At 60.5% G+C, this 18832-nt stretch carries 17 protein-coding genes; 14 read left to right on the top strand and 3 right to left on the bottom strand.

Going from position 1 to position 18832, the window contains the following annotated elements:
• Positions 1-20: 20 nt before the first annotated feature.
• The 3 genes from ppdK (at position 21) to NKJ75_RS09340 (ending at position 4867) form a co-directional block, all read left to right on the top strand.
• Positions 21-2726, top strand: a complete 2706-nt coding sequence (gene ppdK / locus NKJ75_RS09350) for a pyruvate, phosphate dikinase (protein WP_352499578.1) — start codon at positions 21-23, stop codon at positions 2724-2726.
• Between the two features lie 174 nt (positions 2727-2900).
• Positions 2901-4001, top strand: a complete 1101-nt coding sequence (locus NKJ75_RS09345; protein ID WP_352499577.1) for a glycosyltransferase family 9 protein — start codon at positions 2901-2903, stop codon at positions 3999-4001.
• Between the two features lie 89 nt (positions 4002-4090).
• Entirely contained in the window at positions 4091-4867 is a 777-nt protein-coding gene (locus NKJ75_RS09340; protein ID WP_050590348.1) for a polysaccharide deacetylase family protein, read from the top strand.
• A gap of 163 nt (positions 4868-5030) precedes the next feature.
• Here NKJ75_RS09340 and NKJ75_RS09335 read toward each other — a convergent pair whose 3' ends face one another.
• Positions 5031-5420, bottom strand: coding sequence for a DUF427 domain-containing protein (locus NKJ75_RS09335; RefSeq protein ID WP_023698131.1), 390 nt, complete (start codon positions 5418-5420; stop codon positions 5031-5033).
• Positions 5421-5580: 160 nt separating this feature from the next.
• A complete protein-coding gene (locus tag NKJ75_RS09330; RefSeq protein ID WP_352499584.1) occupies positions 5581-5940 on the bottom strand; it encodes a hypothetical protein in 360 nt (119 codons plus the stop codon).
• A gap of 312 nt (positions 5941-6252) precedes the next feature.
• Between NKJ75_RS09330 and NKJ75_RS09325 the strand changes: the two genes are divergently transcribed.
• Both NKJ75_RS09325 and NKJ75_RS09320 read left to right on the top strand, forming a co-directional pair.
• Positions 6253-7881 carry a fatty-acid--CoA ligase gene (locus NKJ75_RS09325; protein ID WP_023834460.1) on the top strand — a complete coding sequence of 543 codons (1629 nt, stop codon included), beginning with the start codon at positions 6253-6255 and terminating at the stop codon, positions 7879-7881.
• Between the two features lie 122 nt (positions 7882-8003).
• Positions 8004-8786, top strand: a complete 783-nt coding sequence (locus tag NKJ75_RS09320) for a DUF1499 domain-containing protein (protein WP_023703206.1) — start codon at positions 8004-8006, stop codon at positions 8784-8786.
• A 2-nt stretch (positions 8787-8788) separates the two neighbouring features.
• Here the strand turns inward: NKJ75_RS09320 and NKJ75_RS09315 are convergent, their stop codons facing one another.
• Positions 8789-9697 carry an MBL fold metallo-hydrolase gene (locus tag NKJ75_RS09315; protein ID WP_023692735.1) on the bottom strand — a complete coding sequence of 303 codons (909 nt, stop codon included), beginning with the start codon at positions 9695-9697 and terminating at the stop codon, positions 8789-8791.
• 117 nt (positions 9698-9814) lie between these two features.
• Between NKJ75_RS09315 and NKJ75_RS09310 the strand changes: the two genes are divergently transcribed.
• The 9 genes from NKJ75_RS09310 to NKJ75_RS09270 all read left to right on the top strand — a co-directional run bounded on the left by NKJ75_RS09310 (position 9815) and on the right by NKJ75_RS09270 (position 18824).
• On the top strand, positions 9815-10408 hold the full coding sequence (locus NKJ75_RS09310; RefSeq protein WP_023703207.1) for a biotin transporter BioY: 594 nt from the start codon (positions 9815-9817) through the stop codon (positions 10406-10408).
• A gap of 272 nt (positions 10409-10680) precedes the next feature.
• Positions 10681-11562, top strand: coding sequence for a glucose-1-phosphate thymidylyltransferase RfbA (rfbA, locus tag NKJ75_RS09305; RefSeq protein ID WP_023698135.1), 882 nt, complete (start codon positions 10681-10683; stop codon positions 11560-11562).
• 1 nt (position 11563) lies between these two features.
• Entirely contained in the window at positions 11564-12118 is a 555-nt protein-coding gene (gene rfbC / locus NKJ75_RS09300; RefSeq protein ID WP_023670703.1) for a dTDP-4-dehydrorhamnose 3,5-epimerase, read from the top strand.
• Between the two features lie 25 nt (positions 12119-12143).
• Positions 12144-13238: a dTDP-glucose 4,6-dehydratase gene (gene rfbB / locus NKJ75_RS09295; RefSeq protein WP_023725246.1), complete on the top strand. Its 1095-nt coding sequence runs from the start codon at positions 12144-12146 to the stop codon at positions 13236-13238.
• A complete protein-coding gene (rfbD, locus tag NKJ75_RS09290; RefSeq protein WP_023743690.1) occupies positions 13235-14143 on the top strand; it encodes a dTDP-4-dehydrorhamnose reductase in 909 nt (302 codons plus the stop codon). The genes rfbB and rfbD overlap by 4 nt, the downstream gene beginning before the upstream one ends.
• Positions 14140-15405 carry a class I SAM-dependent methyltransferase gene (locus tag NKJ75_RS09285; protein ID WP_023743691.1) on the top strand — a complete coding sequence of 422 codons (1266 nt, stop codon included), beginning with the start codon at positions 14140-14142 and terminating at the stop codon, positions 15403-15405. Before rfbD ends, NKJ75_RS09285 begins: the two co-directional genes overlap by 4 nt.
• Positions 15406-15409: 4 nt before the next feature.
• Positions 15410-16417, top strand: a complete 1008-nt coding sequence (locus NKJ75_RS09280; protein WP_081726137.1) for a glycosyltransferase family 2 protein — start codon at positions 15410-15412, stop codon at positions 16415-16417.
• 110 nt (positions 16418-16527) lie between these two features.
• Positions 16528-17676 carry a glycosyltransferase family 4 protein gene (locus tag NKJ75_RS09275; RefSeq protein WP_023834458.1) on the top strand — a complete coding sequence of 383 codons (1149 nt, stop codon included), beginning with the start codon at positions 16528-16530 and terminating at the stop codon, positions 17674-17676.
• A 125-nt stretch (positions 17677-17801) separates the two neighbouring features.
• Complete coding sequence (locus NKJ75_RS09270; protein ID WP_023743693.1) at positions 17802-18824, top strand: sulfotransferase family protein; 1023 nt, start codon at positions 17802-17804, stop codon at positions 18822-18824.
• The last annotated feature ends 8 nt before the right edge of the window (positions 18825-18832 follow it).

Below are 18832 nucleotides of genomic sequence, written 5' to 3'. Positions count from 1 at the left end.
CGAGGACTTGGAGGGCGAGCATGACCAAATGGGTCTACACCTTCGGCGATGGCGCCGCGGAGGGACGTGCGGGCGACCGCAACCTTCTCGGCGGCAAGGGCGCCAATCTGGCCGAGATGTGCAGTCTTGGCCTGCCGGTGCCGCCGGGCTTCACCCTCACCACCGAAGTCTGCAACGCCTATTATGCCAACGGCAACAGCTATCCGGCCGCGTTGAAGGCCGACGTCGTCAAGGCGCTGGACCATATCGGGCAACTGACCGGGCGCCGTTTCGGCGATCCGTCGAAGCTGCTTCTGGTCTCGGTCCGCTCCGGGGCCAGGGCCTCGATGCCGGGCATGATGGACACCGTGCTCAATCTCGGCCTCAATGACGAGACGGTCGAGGCGCTGGCAGCCGATTCCGGCGATGCCCGCTTTGCCTATGACAGCTACCGCCGCTTCATCCAGATGTATTCCGATGTCGTCATGGGTCTCGACCACGAAGTGTTCGAGGAAATCCTGGAGGACCAGAAGGCGAGCCTCGGCCACGAGCTCGACACCGAACTGACAGCGCAGGAATGGCAGAGCGTCATCGCCCTCTACAAGGCCAAGGTCGAGGAGGAGCTCGACAGGCCGTTTCCACAGGACCCGCACGAGCAGCTGTGGGGGGCGATCGGCGCGGTGTTTTCCAGCTGGATGAACAACCGCGCCATCACCTACCGGCGCCTGCACGACATCCCGGAAAGCTGGGGCACGGCGGTCAATGTCCAGGCCATGGTGTTCGGTAACATGGGCGAGACGTCAGCCACTGGCGTCGCCTTCACCCGCAATCCCTCGACCGGCGAAAAGATGCTCTATGGCGAGTTCCTGGTGAACGCGCAGGGCGAGGATGTCGTAGCCGGCATCCGCACGCCGCAGAACATCACCGAGGCGGCGCGCATTGCCGCCGGCTCGGACAAGCCGTCGCTGCAGAAACTGATGCCGGACGCGTTTCGCTCCTTCGTCGACATCTCCGACCGCCTGGAACAGCACTACCGCGATATGCAGGACCTCGAATTCACCATCGAGCGCGGCAAATTGTGGATGCTGCAGACGCGTTCCGGCAAACGCACCGCCAAGGCGGCGCTGAAGATCGCCGTCGAGATGGCGCGCGACAAGCTGATCACGACGGAGGAGGCGGTCGCCCGCATCGATCCGGCCTCGCTCGATCAGCTGTTGCATCCGACCATCGACCCCAAGGCCGCGCGCGATGTCATCGGCGTCGGCCTGCCGGCTTCTCCGGGCGCGGCGACCGGCGAGATTGTTTTCTCCTCGAGCGATGCCGAGGATCTGAAGACGCAAGGTCGCAAGGCAATCCTGGTGCGCATCGAAACCAGCCCCGAAGACATTCATGGGATGCATGCTTCGGAAGGCATCCTGACCACGCGCGGCGGCATGACCAGCCACGCCGCCGTGGTCGCGCGCGGCATGGGCAAGCCTTGCGTTTCGGGCGCCGGCTCGCTGCGTGTCGACTACAAGGCCGGCACGCTGATGTCGATGGGCCAGACCTTCCGCAAGGGCGACATCATCACCATCGATGGCAGCAACGGCCAGGTGCTGAAGGGCGCCGTGTCGATGCTGCAGCCGGAACTGTCGGGCGATTTCGCCGCCATCATGGAATGGGCCGATGCGGTGCGCCGCATGAAGGTGCGCACCAATGCCGAGACGCCGCTCGATGCGCGCATGGCGCGCTCCTTCGGCGCCGAAGGCATCGGTCTCTGCCGCACCGAGCACATGTTCTTCGACGGCGAGCGTATCGTCGCCATGCGCGAGATGATCCTGGCCGATACCGAGAAGGACCGCCGCACCGCGCTTGCCAAGCTGTTGCCGATGCAGCGCTCGGATTTCCTCGAACTGTTCGAGATCATGGCCGGCCTGCCGGTGACGATCCGGCTGCTCGATCCGCCGCTGCACGAATTCCTGCCCAAGACGGAAGCGGAGGTGGCGGAGGTCGCCGCCGCCATGAACGTCTCGCTCGACAAGCTCAGGCAGCGCACCGAAGCCCTGCACGAGTTCAACCCGATGCTCGGCCATCGCGGCTGCCGCCTCGCCGTCTCCTATCCCGAGATTGCCGAGATGCAGGCGCGCGCCATTTTCGAGGCAGCCGTCGAGGCCGGCAAGAAAGCCGGCGCGCTGGTCGTTCCCGAGATCATGGTGCCGCTGGTCGGCCTGGTGAAGGAGCTCGACTACGTCAAGGCGCGCATCGATGCGGTCGCCAAGGCTGTCATGGACGAGACCGGCGTCAAGATCGACTATCTCACCGGCACGATGATCGAGCTTCCGCGCGCGGCGATCCGCGCCCACGTCATCGCTGCTACGGCCGAGTTCTTCTCCTTCGGCACCAACGACCTCACCCAGACCACTTTCGGCATCTCGCGCGACGATGCGGCGTCCTTCCTCGAGACCTATCGGCAGAAAGGCATCATCGAGCAGGACCCGTTCGTCTCGCTCGACATCGAGGGCGTCGGCGAACTGGTGCGCATGGCTGCGCAAAAGGGCAGGGCGACACGGCCCGACATCAAGCTCGGCATATGCGGTGAACATGGCGGCGATCCGGCCTCGATCCGCTTCTGCGAAGAGGTCGGCCTCGACTATGTCTCGTGCTCTCCCTACCGCGTGCCGATCGCAAGATTGGCCGCAGCCCAAGCCGCGGTGCAGATTGCCAAAACAGCAGTGCCGCGCCCCAAAAAGAGCGCCGCGGCATCCTGATTTCGACACAGTCCTTTCGGTATCGATGAAACGGCCACCCGTGGGTGGCCGTTTGGCGCTAAGCTTACGATTTTGTAAGCAAATTCACGCTGATGTGCGCGCCCCAACACGCAATCCCGACATCGTTTCTTCCCAATTTCACGGCCCCCCAACCCGCCCGGTGCCGAGAAAAAGATGTTACAGATTTCGCCCAGACCCTTCCGCTCGATCCTGATTATCCAGACCAAGTTCATCGGCGATATTGTTCTGTCCTCCACGCTCGCCAAGAACCTGCAGCTCGAATATCCCGGTGTCAGGATCGTCTTTCTCTGCGAGGCGCGCCTCGCCAGTTTCGTCACCGCGCACGGCATCGCCGCCGAGGTCGTCAGCTTCCGCCGCGCCGCCATGCGCGGCACCCCGCTGGAGCGTGGGCGCGAGCTCTATTCTATGATCAGCAAGCTGCGCCAATTCCGTTTCGACCTGACCATCGACCTCACCGATTCAAAGACATCGCGGCTCATCGTCAGGTTCCTCAACGCCAGCACCCGCATCGGCTACAATCCTCCGGAAAGGCCGCTGCGCTGGCATGAGCGCCAGCCCGCCAATGTCTTTGCCGAGCCGTTCGGTTTTGGCGAACGTCACTATCTCTACCGCTACCTTTCGCCGCTCGAGCCGCTCGGCGTCGGCCTGCGCGTGCGGGTGCCGTCGATTCGGCCATTGCCGATGGAGACGGCGAGGGCCCAGGCATTGCTGGACAAACACCATTTGCGGCCAAACGGCTTTATCGCGGTGCATGCCGGCGCAAGTTTTCACGGCCGGCGCTGGCAGCATGAACGCTTTGCCGCCGTGATCGACACGATTTCGCGCGAAACCGGACTGGATTTCGTACTCGTCGGCGGCCCTGACGAGCGCAAGCCGGCCGAACAGATCCTCGCCAGTGCCGCGTCGATCGTCAACCTCGTCGGCGCGCTGTCGCTGGAAACGCTGCTGGCGGTGTTGCAGCAGGCGCGGCTGTTTGTCGGCAATGAGAGCGGCCCCATGCACATGGCAGCAGCGGCCGGAACGCCGGTTGTCGGCCTTTTCGGCCTGACCAGCCCGGCCGTCTGGGGACCGGTCGGCGTGCCCAGCCTCGCCTTGCAGCCATCCATGCCGTGCAATTGCGTGGCGGGCAGCCTGTGCAATCCGCTCGATCCCAGCAAGGCCTGCTGCGTCTGGCGCCTCGAGGTCGAACCGGTCGTCGCGGCCGTGCGCGAAGTCCTGTCACGCACGCAGGTGGAACTGGAACACGCCGTCTGACGGTGCGCGGCGGTCACATTGTCGGGATATCAGCTTTCTCACGGCCACTATCCCAATTTCCGCCTTGTTGCGGGTCCTGGGATGCGGCTATGACAGCGCCGATTCTCAGACAAGACAGGCATCCCTTGCAAAAGCTGTTTTGCGCCTTGGCGCTATCTATCCTGGCCGTGTCCTCGGCCCAGGCCGCGCCGCTTGTCGAGCCGACGCTGCATCTGAAGGCTGAGGATGGTGGCAGTGGTAATGTAGGCCGCGTCGCGCTTACGCTCGACGCCTGCGGCGGCCAGACCGATACGAGGATCCTGTCGGCGCTGGTGGAGAACCGGATTCCGGCGACGATCTTCGTCACCGGCATCTGGCTGAAGCGCAACGCCGCCGTCGTCGAGATCATGCGCGCGCATCCGGACCTGTTCGAACTGGAAAACCATGGCGGCCATCACATCCCGGCCGTCGACACGCCGCGCAAGATCTATGGCATCCGCAGCGCCGGCAGCCCGGAAGCGGTGCGGGCCGAAGTCGAATCGGGCGCCGCCGCTCTCGCTGGCACCGGCGAGCCGGCGCCGAAATGGTTTCGCGGCGCGACCGCCGAATACAGCCCGTCGGCCATCGCCATGATCCGCAGGCTCGGCTTCAAGATCGCCGGCTTTTCGATCAACGGCGATGGCGGCTCGTTGCTTGGTGCAAAAGAAACCGCCCGGCGCATCGCCGCCGCCAAGGATGGCGATGTCATCATCGCCCACATCAACCAGCCGACCCACGCCGCCGGCGAGGGCGTCGTGCAAGGTCTGCTCGCGCTGAAGGCCAAGGGGCTGATGTTCGTGCGGCTGGATGACGCCGACGGTGTCGGCAACGACGGGACGACTGATTAGGATTGGGCGGCGGCAGGCAGTTTCATCGCCTTTGGACTAACGTCGCCGACGTTTGAGATAGCCGAGGCCTCTAAACTCGTCATCCCAGGATGAAACAGGAGCGAAGCTCCGTCGCGAAGAGCCTGGGATGACGAAGCGAGCAACGGCGGCTTGAGTCGCTTGCTCAGGCCGGTGCTGCTTCGATAGTGACCCTGTTGGGATAAAACGCGCCGTGGTCGCGAATCTCAGCCATTTCGTCGAAGGGCTGCTCATAGCCCCACATCGCGTCCTTGCCGGTCTCACCGGCCGGCAGCACGCTCCAGTAGCTGGCGTCGCCCTTGTAGGGGCAGTGGGTCGACAGGGTGGTTTTGCCGAGCTGGGTGAAGTCGATGTCTTCGAAGGGGATGTAGAATGCCTGGGGGTAGGGCGGTTCGGACAGAAGCTTCGCCCGCGTCGATGAGGCGATCACCGTATCGCCGGCACGCACGACCACGGTACCGCGATAGGGTTCGACGGTGATGACCTTGCCGGGATTGCTCTGAAAGCCGGGAGCGGGGTTGGCGATCTGGTCCATGCGGGGTTCTCCTTGTTCGATTGGGAGCACAGTCCGATTGAGAGAGTGCGGGGTTGCTTCCCATGTCCCTAAAATGTGTCTGGAGAACCCGTTGCGCAAGCCTTCGCCAGTAGGCCAGAGCTGGCCTTCCGATCACTAAAAACGATCCCGCGTGGAATGCTCAGGCTGCGATCTTGAACACGTCCATCAGGCCGGCATAGGCCGCGGCAATACCGGCTACCGGGTTGGTGCTTCTTGACGTCGTCTCGACCTTCAGTGGGCCGCCGCCGGTCGGCAAGGTGAGCAGCAGGAACTGGCGATTGCCGCCGTCGCCGATCGATGCGGCGGCGACATGCTGGCCTTCGCCTTCGTTCTGGACGCACATTTTGAACAGCAGCGTGCCGCCGACCGCCTCAAGGGCGCCGCCGACCACCTCGACAAATTCGTCTTCGGAAACCTTTTTGGCCTCCGGCACGAGATCGGCCAGACTTGCGGCAAGCGTGTCTTCAAGCTCTTTGTCGTCGAGTTGAATATCGTCCAACTGCACGTCTTCGGCCCCGCTGTCAGCCAGCTGCCTGTCGTCGATCTGCCTGTCGTCGATCTGCCTGTCGTCGATCTGCTTGTCGTCGAGCTGCGTGTCCATGCGAACCTCTTTCAGTCGCCAATCCGCACCCCTACCCCGTTAACGAACCTTAACGTCGACGATGGCCGGATTGTGGCGGTTTTCCCCGCCTTTCGATCACTGCTTGCTTCAGCCGTTAACGGTTGGAGACGTCATGGCTGGACAATCCGTCCGTTCGTCCCACAATGGAACAAAAGACGGGAAAAACGAGGAAGCAATGGGAGGAACCAGATGCTCGGACTGATGCAGGAATGGCCGCTGCTCTGCCACAAGCTGATCGACAATGCCGAGCGGCAGCACGGGACGCGCGAGATCGTCTCGCGCTCGATCGAAGGTCCTGTCGTTCGCACCACCTATGCTGAAGTTCATCGCCGCGCGCTCAAGGTCGCTCAACGGTTGGAGCGCGATGGCTTTGTGCTCGGCGACCGCATCGCGACCCTGGCCTGGAACACGGCGCGCCACATAGAGGCCTGGTACGGCATCATGGGCATCGGCGCCATCTACCATACGCTTAACCCGCGTTTATTCCCCGAGCAGATCGTCTGGATCATGAACAATGCGCAGGATAGAGGGATCTTCGTCGACCTGACCTTCATGCCGCTGCTGGAAAAGATCGCCGGCGCGGTCAAATCGCTGAAAAAGGTGATCGTCCTGACCGACAAGGCGCATCTGCCTGAAACGACGCTGCCGAATGTGGTTGCCTATGAGGACTGGTTGAACGAGGCCGATGGCGACTTCGCCTGGAAGGTTTTCGGCGAAAACACCGCAGCCGGCATGTGCTACACCTCCGGGACGACGGGCGATCCCAAAGGCGTGCTCTACAGCCACCGCTCGAATGTGCTGCATGCCATGATCGCCGCCATGCCCGACGCCATGGGCCTCTCCGCGCGAGACACGATCCTCCCCGTTGTGCCGATGTTCCATGCCAATGCCTGGGGCCTTGGCCAGAGCGCCCCGATGATCGGCGCCAAGCTGGTCATGCCCGGTTGCAAGATGGACGGCGCCTCGATCTACGAACTGCTCGACACCGAGAAGGTGACCTTCAGCGCCGCCGTGCCGACCGTCTGGATGATGCTGCTGCAGCATCTGGAAGAGACCGGCAAGAAGCTTCCCTATCTCAGCAAAGTCGTCATCGGCGGCTCGTCCTGCCCGCGCGCCATCATCAGGAAATTCCAGGACAATTACGGTGTCGAAGTCATCCATGCCTGGGGCATGACCGAAATGTCACCGCTCGGCACGCTGTGCACCATGAAGCCGCAGTATCAAGCGCTCGAGGGCGAGGACCGGCTCGATATCCAGGGCAAGCAGGGCTACCCGCCCTTCGGGGTCGAGATGAAGGTGACGGATGACGACGACAAGGAACTGCCTTGGGACGGCAAGACCTTCGGCCGGCTGAAGGTGCGCGGTCCAGCCGTCGCCAGCGCCTATTATGGCGGCGTCGGAGCCGAGCAGTTCGACAAGGACGGCTGGTTCGACACTGGCGATGTCGCCCATATCGATTCCGGCGGCTACATGCAGATCACCGATCGCGCCAAGGACGTCATCAAGTCGGGCGGCGAGTGGATATCGACCATCGACCTGGAGAACCTCGCCGTCGGCCATCCCGATGTCGCCGAGGCCGCGGCGATCGGCGTCCATCATTCGAAATGGGGCGAGCGGCCCTTGCTGGTCGTGGTCGCCAAGCCCGGCAAGGAGCCGAGCAAGGCCGATATACTGGCGTTCATGGACGGCAAGGTGCCGAAATGGTGGATACCCGACGACGTCGCTTTCATCAGCGAAATCCCGCACACCGCCACCGGCAAGATCCAGAAGATCACCTTGCGCAAGCAGTTCAGCGACTACCGCCTGCCGACGGATTGACCGGGACCGTGCGTTTCCTTGACCTTCAAGCTACCGGCCGCAAAAACGTTAGGGCAGGGGATGTTCAATTTGAGCATCCTTTGCTCTAAGCGTCTGTGCGGGTTGGGGCGGTGCTGAAGACAATGGAAATTGACGAGCGGCAGACATCGAAGGCGGCCGGCTGGTCGCGGCGCACGGGCGCTTTTGCCCTGGTCCTGCTGCTCACCGTGCTGGCCGGCCATCATTTCGAACTGGTCGAAACGCCGGCCTTCCTGTGGGTGCTGGCGATCGTCGCCTTGCTTGCCGCGTTCGCTTTGCTGTTTGCCGGCCTCGCTTTGTCCCGGCTGTGGCATTTCGGTGACCGTGGCGGCCGCGACCTCTCGGTCGGCGCCCTGCTGGCGCTGCTGGTGCTGACGCCCTACGGCTTTGCCACCTATTTGGCGGCGACCACGCCGCCCCTGAGGGACATTTCGACGGACCTCGACAATCCGCCGGTGCTCGAGACCAGCGACCGCACCAAGGACATGAACGTGCTCGCGCCGCCAACGCCTGGCGAAGTGCGCCTGCAGGCCGACGCCTATCCGCTGGTCACCGGGCACAGCTACAATCTGCCGTTCGAAACCGTCGTCGACGCCGTTGAAACCGTGCTCGACCGCCGCGATTGGCAACTTACTGCGCCATATCCGGTGACGGACGGTCAAGACGAGGTGACGATATCGGCCGTTGCCCGGAGCTTCGTCGTAGGCCTGCCCGCCGACGTCGCCATCCGGGTCAGCAATGATGGCGACACCATCGTCGTCGACATGCGCTCAGCCTCCCGCTACGGCCGCTACGACCTCGGCGACAATGCGGCGCGCATCGTCGGGTTCCTCGCCGAACTCGACCAGGAGGTTGCAGGGCAGGTGGGTGCCGCGCCGGCTGAGTAGTTCTACCCCACCGGCACAAAAACGCCGTCGATGGCCGGGTCACCCTGGGTAGCAACCAGGCCGCGCGCCACCAGGTCCTCGAGATGGGCAAGCACCGACAGGCCGGCGGCGCCATGCAGGCGCGGGTCGGTGTCCCGGTAGATAGCCTTGACCATGTCCGGGATCGTCCGGTCGCTGTCGCGGATCCGTTCGAGGATCGCCCGTTCGCGCATCTTGCGATGGGTCTTGAGGCCGCGCATGAAGCTGCGCGGCGCGGTCACCGGGCCGCCATGGCCGGGCAGCAGCAGGCGATCGCCGCGCGCGATCAGCCTGTCGAGCGAGGCCATGTAGTCGGCCATCGCTCCGTCCGGCGGCGCCACGATCGATGTCGCCCACGCCATCACATGGTCGGCTGAAAACAGGATGCCGGTGCCTTCGAGCGCAAATGCCGCGTGATTGGCGGTGTGGCCCGGCGTCAGCACCGTCCGGATCGTCCAGTCATCGCCCTCGACCAGCGCATTGTCGGGCAACGCGATCTCCGGGACGAAAACCGTGTCGGCGCTGGCGTCGAGCGGGTTGATCTCGCCGATCCGCAGCGGCCTTGCCGGGCGGTGCGGGCCTTCGGCCAGTACAATAGCGCCGGTGTGCGCTTTCAGCCGGGCGGCCAGCGGAGAATGGTCGCGATGCGTGTGGCTGACGAAGATATGGCTGACCGGCCGGTTTGCGATCACCTTGAGCAGCGTCTGGAAATGCGCCTCGTCATCGGGGCCGGGATCGATCACCGCCAGCGTATCGCGCCCGACGATGTAGCTGTTGGTGCCGTGAAAGGTGAACGGGCTGGGGTTTTTGGCGGTGACGCGCAAGACGTCCGGCGCAACGGTGACGCCCTCGCCATATGCCGGATCGAAGCTGGTGTCGAATTTGAGCGCCATGGCGGTGTCGTTGAATCTCTGTTCAGGAAGACGGCAAAACTGATTGCCGCATAACACGGAAGCCAATATAGAAAAACGCAAGGCCGCGATCTGCGGCAATCCGGATTGGGGAAGACCATGGCACTTGCAACGACGATGCGCCCGCTTGTTTCTCTCGCTTTGCCCCAGGAGGGCGCGCAGCGCCTGGCAACCCAGCTTTTGCTGGCGATCGCCGGAACGCTGCTTTTGACCCTGTCGGCCAAGACGAAAGTCGTGCTCGGGCCGGTCGACATCTCGCTGCAGACGCTGGCCGTCCTGCTGATCGCCACTGCATTTGGCCTGCGGCTTGGCGTCGCTACCCTGCTTCTCTACATGGCCGAAGGCGCCATGGGCTTCCCGGTCTTCCAAAGCACGCCTGAAAAGGGCATCGGCATCGCCTACATGATCGGCGGCACCGGCGGTTATCTCGCCGGCTTCGTCGTCATGGCGGCCATTGTCGGCTGGGCCGCCGACCGCGGCTGGGACCGCCACCCGATCAAGTTGTTCAACGCCATGCTGGTCGCCGAAATCGTCATGATGGCCATGGGCTTTGCCTGGCTGGCCACCCTCATCGGCGCGGAAAAGGCGTGGCAGTTCGGCGTTTTGCCGTTCGTCCTCGGCGACCTGATCAAGGTTGCGCTCGCCGCCAGCCTGGTGCCGGCGGTATGGTCGCTGCTGCCCAAGCAGCCCTGAAACCGGACAAATGAATGAGCCGGCGGGTCCAAGGCCCGCCGGCTTTTTGTTGTCACGCGTCCGCCAGCCGATGGTGCAAGCCGGTTGCCAAATCGCCACGCCCATTTGCACCGTCAGCTTGTGCCTGGTCGGTCAAATTGCCGCGAGGCGGCAGATGCAGAGCAATTCTGGCGCCGATCCACGGCCGAGATTGAATTGACAAGCCATTGCGCGAAACCTAAGCACGGGCAACTTGATTTCGAGGCGGGGGCCGGTAATTCAAGGAGAGCTTGTTGAAGGGAATAATCCTTGCAGGAGGCAGCGGGACGCGTCTGTATCCCCTTACATTAGCGATCTCTAAGCAGATTCTGCCGATATACGACAAGCCGATGATTTTTTATCCGCTGAGCGTCTTGATGCTCGCCGGTATCCGCCAGATTTTGATCATTTCGACACCTCGCGACTTGCCGGTGTTTCGGGAGTTGCTGGGCGACGGTTCGGAATTCGGGGTCGAATTCTCCTATGCCGAGCAGGCGCAGCCCAACGGGCTTGCCGAGGCCTTCATCATCGGCCGCGACTTCATCGGCAAGGATAATGTGTCGATGATTCTCGGCGACAACATCTATTTCGGCGAGGGCCTGTCGCAGCTCTGCCGCACTGCTGCGCAGCGCCAAAGCGGCGCGTCGGTGTTCGCCTACCATGTCGAGGACCCGCAGCGCTACGGCGTGGTGTCGTTCGACAAGCTCAGCGGCACGGCTTTGACGATCGAGGAGAAGCCGCGGGAGCCGAAGTCCAACTGGGCGGTCACCGGCCTCTATTTCTACGACAATGAGGTCGTCGACATCGCGTCGACGATCAAGCCCTCGGCGCGCGGCGAACTCGAGATCACGGCGGTCAACAACGTCTATCTCGAGCGCGGGAAATTGCATGTGCATCAGCTCGGCCGCGGCTATGCCTGGCTCGACACCGGCACGCATGACAGCCTGCATGAAGCCTCTTCCTTCGTGCGCACGATCGAGCACCGCCAGGGGATCAAGGTCGCCTGTCCTGAAGAAATCGCTTTCGAGCAGGGCTGGCTGACCGCCGACAAGGTGCTTGAGCGCGCCACGCGCCTGGGCAAGAACGAATACGCCGCCTATCTGCGCCGGCGTGTCACCGAGCTGACGGAGACATAGGGTGCTGGAAGTCAGGCAGCTCGGTTTGGACGGCGTGCTGGAGATCGTGCCGAAGCGGCACGGCGATGCGCGCGGTTATTTCATCGAAACCTGGAATGCCGAGGCCTTTGCCGAGGCCGGCATCGATCTGCGTTTCGTCCAGGACAATCATTCCTATTCGGCTGCCGCAGGTGTCGTGCGGGGGCTTCACTATCAACTGCCTCCACACGCGCAGGACAAGCTGCTGCGCGTAATCAGAGGCCGCATTCTCGACGTGGCGGTCGACATCCGCCGCAGCTCGAAAACCTTCGGAAAATGGGTCGCGCTCGAAATATCGGCCGAGAGAGGCAACCAGATCCTCGTGCCGAAGGGTTTCGCGCACGGTTTCGTCACGCTCGTGCCGGACACCGAGGTTCTGTATAAGGTCACCGACACCTATTCGCCGGCGCATGATCGATCGATCCGTTTCGACGATCCTGATATCGGCATCGATTGGCCGTCGCCGGCCGGCGCCTTCGAGCTCTCGGCCAAGGACCTCAAGGCGTCGGCGCTTGCTGAGGCCGAGGTGTTCGCATGACGCGCGACGATGTGAGGAGAGCGCCATGAATTTTCTGGTGACAGGCGGTGCCGGCTTCATCGGCTCGGCCGTGTGCCGGCATTTGTGCGCCAATCCGGCCTACCATGTGACCAATCTCGACAAGCTCACCTATGCCGGCAATCTGGCCTCGCTGCGCACCATCGAGAATGCACACAACTACAAATTTGCGCAGGCCGACATCTGTGACGAGCGGGCGGTTCTCGACATCCTCCACCGCGACGAGATCGACGTCGTCATGAACCTCGCCGCCGAAAGCCATGTCGACCGCTCGATCGACGGACCCGGCGCCTTCATCGAGACCAACATCGTCGGTACCTACCGGGTGCTGAATTCGGCGCTCGAATATTGGCGCGGCCTTGACGAGGACAGGAAGGCGCGCTTCCGCTTCCACCATGTCTCGACCGACGAGGTGTTCGGCGATCTGCCCTTCGATGGCGGCATGTTCGTGGAGGAGACGCCTTACGCGCCATCCTCGCCCTATTCCGCCTCCAAGGCCGCATCCGACCATCTGGTGCGGGCCTGGTACGAGACGTACGGCCTGCCGGTCGTGCTCTCCAACTGTTCGAACAATTACGGGCCTTATCACTTCCCCGAAAAGCTGATCCCGCTGGTCATCCTCAACGCGCTCGACGAAAAGCCGCTGCCGGTCTACGGCGCTGGCGCCAATGTGCGCGACTGGCTGTTCGTCGAGGATCACGCCCGTGCTCTGGAACTGGTCGCCACAAAGGGCCAGCCCGGCGAAAGTTACAATGTCGGCGGCAATTCCGAGCGTACCAACCTTGGCGTCGTCGAGACGATTTGCGGCCTGCTCGACATCAGGCGTCCGCGCAGCGGCGGCAGGAGCTACCGCGATTTGATCAGCTTCGTCACCGATCGGCCCGGCCACGACCGCCGCTATGCAATCGATGCCTCCAAGATCGGCCGGGATCTCGGTTGGGCGCCGGCGGAGAGTTTCGACAGCGGCCTTGCAAGGACCGTCGACTGGTTCCTCGACAACAAATGGTGGTGGGGACCGATCCGCGAGCAGCGCTACGCCGGCGAGCGGCTGGGGCAAGTCCGGTCGCGCGGCCAGGTTGAAGGCAGGAAGGGCGCGGCGTGAGGCTGGTTGTCACCGGACGCGACGGTCAGGTCGCTGCCAGCCTGCTGGAGGCCGGGCAGAGGCGCGATGGCATCGAGGTCGTCACCCTTGGCCGCCCAGTGCTCGATCTGGCGCGGCCCGATACGGTGTTCGACGCACTCGCGGCAGCGCGGCCGGATATCGTGGTGTCGGCTGCCGCCTACACCGCCGTCGACCAGGCCGAGGACGAGCCCGATCTTGCCTTCGCTGTGAACGCCGTCGGCGCCGGCAAGGTCGCCGAGGCGGCCGCGAAGCTCGGCGTGCCCGTAATCCATCTGTCGACCGACTACGTCTTCGATGGCACCAAGGACGGCGCCTATGTCGAGACCGACGCCACCGCACCGCTCGGCGTCTACGGCGCCTCCAAGCTTGCCGGCGAGCTGGCCGTGGCCGCCGTCAATCCGCGCCATCTGATCCTGCGCACCGCCTGGGTCTACAGCCCGTTCGGCAAGAATTTCGTGAAAACCATGCTGCGGCTGGCCGGCGACCGCGACGAGATCGCCGTGGTCGCCGACCAATGGGGAAATCCGACATCCGCACTTGATATTGCCGACGCGATCCTGCATGCGGCGGCGGTGTTGCGCGGCGACGAGGCGTTTGACGGTTACGGCATCTATCATCTGGCCGGCACCGGGGGGATCAACTGGAGCGGCTTTGCCCGTCATATTTTGGAGACCAGCCGCGCTCATGGTGGTCCTTATGCGCGGGTAGGTAACGTCGAGACCAAGGACTACCCAACCAAGGCGTGTCGCCCTCGCAATTCGCGGCTGTCGACGGCCAAATTCTCTGCCGTGTTCGGATGGACGTCCCCGGAGTGGCCGGAAGCGACGGAAGTGGTGGCACACCGTCTCTTGAGCGGAGAGACGAAACTGGCATTGATAACATGAAAAAGTATCCATCACCTGACGCACTGCAGGACGCGAGGTCGACAAAGGGAAGAGATAAGTCACTTCGCAACATATACGAGGAGCATACCGGAAAAATATCGGACAAATGGTCGATTTATTTGGACGCATATGAAGATATATTTTCGGATTTCCGAAACAAGCCTGTTCGACTTCTGGAAATTGGCGTTCAGAACGGCGGTTCGCTGGAAATCTGGCGGCAGTATTTTCCGCAAGCGGAGCTTATTGTAGGCTGCGATATCAATGCGGCCAGTGGTAAGCTGACCTTCGATGATGAGAAGATCGCAGTTATCGTCGGCGATGCCAACACCGCCGACGTCGAACGCGACATTGTCGCCCAGACCGCAAAATTCGACATCATTATTGATGACGGCTCGCACCGATCCTCGGATATCATACGCTCTTTCGCCCGCTACTTCCCTCATCTTGCGGTGGGAGGCCTGTACGTAGCTGAAGATTTGCACTGCAGTTACTGGGGTAAGTATGAGGGCGGCCTATATGATCCTCTTTCCTCCATGTCATTTTTCAAACGTCTGCTTGACGTGGTCAACTATGAGCATTGGGGACTACACCACCTTCGTGTCGATGTACTGGCCGCGTTTTCTCAGAAGTACGACGCCGTGTTCGAGGAAACTTCCCTGGCTTCGATCCACTCCATCGGGTTCTTGAACTCGCTTTGCATCGTCGCCAAACGTCCGTCACAGGAAAATGTTCTGGGTCCCCGTCGTGTGGAAGGCCGGGTTGCACTTGTCGAGGGCAGCATGCTGGCCCTGAACGGTACGGTAAACATACCGATCGATGAGACCGGGAATCCATGGTCGTTGCGTCGTGCGACAATGGAAGAGGAGATTGAAACCAACCGGGAACTGGTCGAACACCAAATGGCTCGCATAGAGGCGCTCTCCAATGAGATCGCGCAGCGCGATGTCGAGATCGCGAATGAGATCGCGCAGCACGATGCCGAAATCGCGAGGCTGGCGGGCGAGAGCAAGGCTCATGAGGCTCTGGCCGGACAGTTGCTTGCCGAGCGGGAGCAAGCGCGCTCCGAGGAAAAGCGGCTGCGTAGCGTTCTCGATGCCGTTTATGCAAGCACCTCATGGCGCGTAGCCATGCCGATGAGAGCAGCAAAGCGCCTTTTGGTTGGCTTTGGAAAGGTCGGGCGAAAATTAACTCCCGGTGCACATCGGACCTCCAACTCTCCTGTTTCGCGGAATAGGACGAGCGACAATTCGAAAACCGGATGAGACCATGAGCGCCGATCCAAACAATAAACTTCGGGTATTTTCAGCAGCGAAGCCTTTAGTGTCCGTGATTATTCCTGTGAAGAACGGACTGCCGCAATTCAAGCGCGTCATCGAGATGGTTTCCAAGCAGGAATTCGAACAGGGATTTGAGGTAATTGTTATCGACTCCGGCTCAAAGGACGGCTCTAAGCAATTGGTGCCGACCAACGACCCTAGATTCAAATTAATCGAGATAGAGCCTTGCTCGTTTGGGCACGGAAGGACAAGGAACCTTGGCGTTCGTGAAGCAAGGGGAGAATTCTGCGCTTTCCTAACACATGATGCTTGTCCCGCCAATTCTTTTTGGTTGAAGGAACTGGTGAGACCGCTCTTGGAGGATGATCAGGTTGCTGGTGTATTCGGTCGCCATGCAGCCTACGAGGACGCAACGCCGTTCACGGCTTGGGAGATCGACACTCATTTTTTGGGATTAAGAAATTGGCCGAAAGTCTGGATCAGCGACGCGAGATTGTATTCGAAAACGCAGGGCGTTCGACAGGTATTTCATTTCTATTCTGACAATTCATCCTGTTTACGCAAGTCTGTGTGGCAAGATTATCCTTATCCAGACGTTGATTTTGCAGAAGATCAACTATGGGCAAAGGTGGTAATTGAAGCCGGTTTTCGTAAGGCCTTTTCATGGGATTCGTTGGTGAACCATTCTCATGAATACTCTCTATGGCAAAGGGTGCAGCGAAGTTATGATGAAGCAAAGGCATTCAGAGAGCTGTTCGGATACAAGTTGTGCCCGACAGTGCGGTATTTGTTCGGGCAAGCTTTGAGAACCAGCGCGCGCGATGTTGCGCTCGCGTTTAAGAATGGTTGGGTAATTTCTCATCCCGTAGCTACTTTCAAGAAACCTCTAGATAATTTAGCGCGACAGGTCGGGTATTACATCGGGACCAATAGTTCTAAGTTTGCGAGAAAATACGGTAATGCGTTGTCCAGAGACAAGCAATTGCACGCTAGATAGGGGTCGTTTTGGATATGCTGTCATCAAATCTTTCAAAATTTGCAAGGACTGTACGGCGAGAGGGATGGCGGGTCGCGACACGCAAGGCTGTTTCTCGAGTGATTGCAACGATGCCGCCAGTCATTCAGGGCAAACAAGACGCTATTGGGCACTATGAATTTCTTCTGGGGGAGGAGCAGGGTTTCGGATTGAGGATCACCCATGAGAATACTCCGATCGGCTCGATGACGTGGGTAATCCCAGACTTCAATGCGTCTTCAGGTGGCCACATAAATATTGTTCGCATGATGCGACTTCTGAAAGATCGAGGGTTCCCCAACCAGCATGTCGTGGTTATGGAACCGCATCGATGGAATTCTGTGGAAGAAGCGCAAATGGCGTTCAACCAGGCTTTCGGAGATCACGGGATTACAATTTCGCTCGGCGTTCGCTCAATCGAGCCGTGCAATTATCTGGTTGCCACGGGCTGGCAGACCGCCTATTGGGTTTCCAAATTTCGCGACACAGAGCATAAATTATACTTTGTTCAAGATTTTGAACCAGAATTTTATGCGCATGGTAGCGAATATTCGTTTGCAGAGAATACCTATAAGCTTGGTATGACAGGTATTACTGCCGGGACATGGTTGGCAGAAAAACTTAGCCGAGAATATGGAATGACGACGTTTCCGTATTCGTTCGCTTGTGACCTCAGTCTTTATAATCCGCAAAGAAGACGTTCGGGCTCCGTAAGGCATATACTTTTCTATGCTAGGCCAGTCACCCCGAGACGTGGATTCGAAATGGGTCTTCTCGCTCTGAAGAAAGTCTGTGAGAGGCTTCCGGATGTTGCGGTGATCTTTGCAGGTTGGGATGTCGGAGCGTACGAGATTCCTTTTCATCATCTCAATGCAGGCACGGTTTCCATTGGAGAATTGCCGGACCTTTACTCACAATGCGACGTCGCCCTAATTCTCTCGGCAACCAATCTTTCGTTGCTCCCGCTTGAAGTCGCAGCTTGCGGCTGTCCTGTAGTGCTTAACAGAGGGCCTCAGTCTGAGTGGCTCATGTCCGATGAGGAGGCTGTATACTGCGATATGAGTGTGGATGGGATATCACAAGCCTTGATCAGGCTATTGGAAGACCCGGTCGGAGCAGCTAGGATTGCAGAAGCGGGCTTGAGACGCGCGAGGGCAGGCAGTTGGGATTCCGAGGCAGACAAGTTGGCGGCATTCCTCGAGTCCCTATCTAGGGAGGCCGTCCATGCGCGCCCCTCGTAACAAATCTGAGTGGAACTGTGCATCTTGGCTCGGTCTCGGTGGAGAGGAATTTGAGTGGGAACGATCTTGAAGATGCTTCCTATCACCGCTAGGAAGCCCCGCCTTCCCAGCGGAGACCACATTACATGATTGTCAAGCCCGGCTTCGACACTAATACCAAGACAATCGTGATCATTGGAGTGCAGCGCGGCGGGACATCGATGGTCGCTGGGATAGCGCGGGAGCTTGGGGTCAACCTTGGGCGGAACCTCGGCAACAACCATGAAGATCCAGAATTCATCACGGAAGACCTACAGGCGATCAAGAAGGTAGTCGCTCATCGTGACGCGAAGTACAATGTATGGGGCTGGAAGATGCCCCACTCTTCCGAGTATATCGTGCGGTTGCTGCCTCACCTTCGCAACCCATTCGTGATCGTTGTGTTCCGCAATCTGGCCGCGATAGCCGAGAGTCAGATGAAGCAATCGGATGTAAATTTTCGCGATGCATTCAGCTTCTCGGCAACACGCTTGGCGCAGGTAGCTTCTGCAACTCAAGAGATCGATTGTCCTCTCATGATCGTCAACTATGAGCGGGCGGTGCTGAAGCCCTCGAATTTATTAGATGAGTTGTGCGCCTTCCTCCATCTGCGGCCATCGGAGGACGAGCGCGAACGAGCTCTCGCGATGACCGACCCGCAGCGCGGCTACGTCAGAACCAAGAAGGAAGACTGGACGGCCCGGGTATCAAAGGCGGAGAGTTTCGATTTCGGATCAAAAGACGCGATTGAGGCCTTCCAGTGTAATGTAGGACTATCTCTGGTCGACAATTGGATCCAGAAGGATGGTGATCAACCGCACATCCTGTTCGAAGGCCTAGCAGGTTACAAGCGGGTATATCTATCGTTTGTAAGGCGCAGCGCTCCGGCCTTTATCGATCTATGTGTCAACACAGGCGACGGCTACACTGACGGCCTCACCGACAGGATTCAGCTATTCCACGGCGAGAACGTGATCACCATTGACGCGGAAAGTATCAATGGGATTGCGATCTATCCACAGTTTGACGGAGCCGCGTCAAACACGGGCCTTTTCAGGATAACCGTTGATAAGGCATCACCAAATCGCCATCGAGGCACCTCGCTTGGAAGCATATCCTTGGTTTCGTAGCACTCGCC

This window comes from Mesorhizobium sp. M0058, from assembly GCF_040323095.1.
Classification (GTDB): Bacteria; Pseudomonadota; Alphaproteobacteria; order Rhizobiales; family Rhizobiaceae; genus Mesorhizobium.
This window is presented reverse-complemented; position numbering and strand designations above follow the sequence as displayed.